This window comes from Pseudonocardia sp. SID8383 (genome assembly GCF_009864975.1).
Lineage (GTDB): Bacteria > Actinomycetota > Actinomycetes > Mycobacteriales > Pseudonocardiaceae > Pseudonocardia > Pseudonocardia alni.
Genome location: NZ_WWFY01000014.1, coordinates 1 through 2,031, shown reverse-complemented (window position 1 = coordinate 2,031; position 2,031 = coordinate 1). Strand labels below are relative to the sequence as shown.

3 protein-coding genes and 1 pseudogene are annotated in these 2,031 nt (G+C 75.4%); 3 read left to right on the top strand and 1 reads right to left on the bottom strand.

Annotated features, from left to right (window positions below):
• The 3 genes and pseudogenes from GTW08_RS00590 to GTW08_RS00580 form a co-directional block, all read left to right on the top strand.
• The coding region (locus GTW08_RS00590; RefSeq protein ID WP_161151238.1) for an SDR family oxidoreductase at positions 1-636 on the top strand (636 nt) is incomplete at its 5' end.
• A complete protein-coding gene (gene rfbA, locus GTW08_RS00585) occupies positions 633-1,520 on the top strand; it encodes a glucose-1-phosphate thymidylyltransferase RfbA (RefSeq protein WP_161151237.1) in 888 nt (295 codons plus the stop codon). The genes GTW08_RS00590 and rfbA, both read left to right, overlap by 4 nt.
• Positions 1,521-1,673: 153 nt before the next feature.
• Positions 1,674-1,793: pseudogene (locus GTW08_RS00580) on the top strand (sugar transferase); the annotation flags it as partial.
• A gap of 35 nt (positions 1,794-1,828) precedes the next feature.
• Here the strand turns inward: GTW08_RS00580 and GTW08_RS31350 are convergent.
• Positions 1,829-2,031: hypothetical protein (locus GTW08_RS31350; protein ID WP_237453428.1), on the bottom strand; the 203-nt coding region annotated here is incomplete at its 5' end.

Sequence of the window (2,031 nt, the reverse complement as noted above, 5' to 3'; positions counted from 1 at the left end):
TGGCGGGCGAACGCGGCGGGCCCCGCGCAACTGGCCGCGGCGGCCCGCGAGCACGGTTGCCTGCTGGTCCACGTCTCCACCGAGTACGTCTTCGACGGCACCGCGCCCGGTCCGGTGCCCGAGGACGCCCCGCCGTCCCCGCTCGGGGTGTACGGCGCGTCGAAGGCAGCCGGGGAGCTGGCGGTGCGGGCGGCGCTGCCGGAGCGGCACGTGATCGTGCGGACCAGCTGGGTCGTCGGTGACGGCGGCAACTTCGTCGCCACCATGGCGCGGCTGGCCCGCGACGGGGTGTCCCCCGCCGTCGTCGACGACCAGGTGGGGCGGCCGACGTTCGCCCCCGACCTGGCCGCGGCGCTGCTCGTGCTGGCCGGGTCCGGACGGCACGGCACCTTCCACGTGACCGGCGACGGCGAGCCGGTCAGCTGGCACGGACTGGCCCGGGAGGTGTTCGCCCGCTGCGGCCGCGATCCCGGCGACGTCCGCCCGGTGTCGACCGCCGAGTACGCCGCGGACAGGCCGCACCTGGCGCGCCGACCGGCGAACTCGGTGCTCGACCTGTCCCGCGCGACCCGCGCCGGAGTGACGATGCCGCCCTGGCGCGACGGGCTCGGCGCCCACCTCGGGACCGCCCGGTGAAGGGCGTCATCCTGGCCGGTGGCACCGGCAGCCGGCTGTTCCCCCTGACCGCGGCGGTGTCCAAGCAGCTGCTGCCGGTCTACGACAAGCCGATGATCTACCACCCGCTGACCACGCTGATGCTGGCCGGGATCCGGGAGATCCTGCTCATCTCCACCCCGCACGACCTGCCCGGGTTCCAGCGCCTGCTCGGCGACGGCGGCCTGCTCGGCCTGCAGATCACCTACGCCGCCCAGGAACACCCCAACGGCCTGGCCGAGGCGTTCGTCATCGGCGCCGACCACGTCCGCGGCGGACCGTCGGCGCTCGTGCTGGGCGACAACATCTTCCACGGCGCCGGGTTCGGTGACCTGCTGCGTCGCCGCGCCGCCGAGGTCGCCTCCGGCGACGCGGGCTGCGTGCTGTTCGGCTACCCGGTGCGGGATCCGCGGCGCTACGGCGTCGGCGAGGCCGCCCCCGACGGCACCCTGCTCTCGATCGAGGAGAAGCCCGAGCACCCCCGCTCGGACCGTGCCATCACCGGCCTCTACTTCTACGACGACCGCGTCGTCGACATCGCCACGCGCATCACCCCCTCGGCCCGCGGCGAGCTCGAGATCACCGACGTCAACCGCGCCTACCTCGAACAGGGCCGCGCCCGTCTGCAGGACCTCGGACGCGGCTTCGCCTGGCTCGACACCGGCACCCACGAGTCGCTGATGGAGGCCGGCCAGTACGTCCGCGTCCTGGAGAACCGCCAGGGCATCCGCATCGCCTGCGTCGAGGAGGTCGCCCTGCGGATGGGCTTCATCGACGCCGCCGCCTGCCACGCCCTCGGGGCGCAGCAGGCGGGCTCGGGCTACGGCGAATACGTCATGGCCGTCGCGGATCAGTTCAGGTCGTAGCGACGGCCGTTCCCCGGCGCCGGTCACAGGCAGGCAGCCCGGGTCGGCCTCGTCCGGACGGTGCCGGTGCCGACCGACGTCGTCGCCGTCGGGACCGCCGCGGTCGTGGTCGCGCCGATCGGGCACGACGGCGTCGTGGTGTCCGCGCTGGCCCGGGTCGGTCCGGTCGGCAGGCTCATCCGCCGCATCTCGCTCGACGAGCCGCCCCAGCTGTGGAACCCCCTGCGCGGGGACATGAGCCTCGTCGGGCCGCGCCCGGATCGGCCGTGGTTCGGCAGTCCTGATGACCGGAGGGCCCGGCCGGGGAGTCAGAAGGGCAGGTGCCCCGAGAGCACGACGGCCGTCGCGACCGCCGCGGTGAGCACGAGCAGGAGCGCGGCGACCGCGGTCCGGCGGGTGCCCGTCGTCGCGGGACCTGTCGCCGGAGCGACGCCCGGAGGTGACCAGAGCGGTCGGCCCGTCCGGCGCCCTGCGGGCCAGGGTCCGGCGCCGTCGCGCTCGCGGCGGGCCG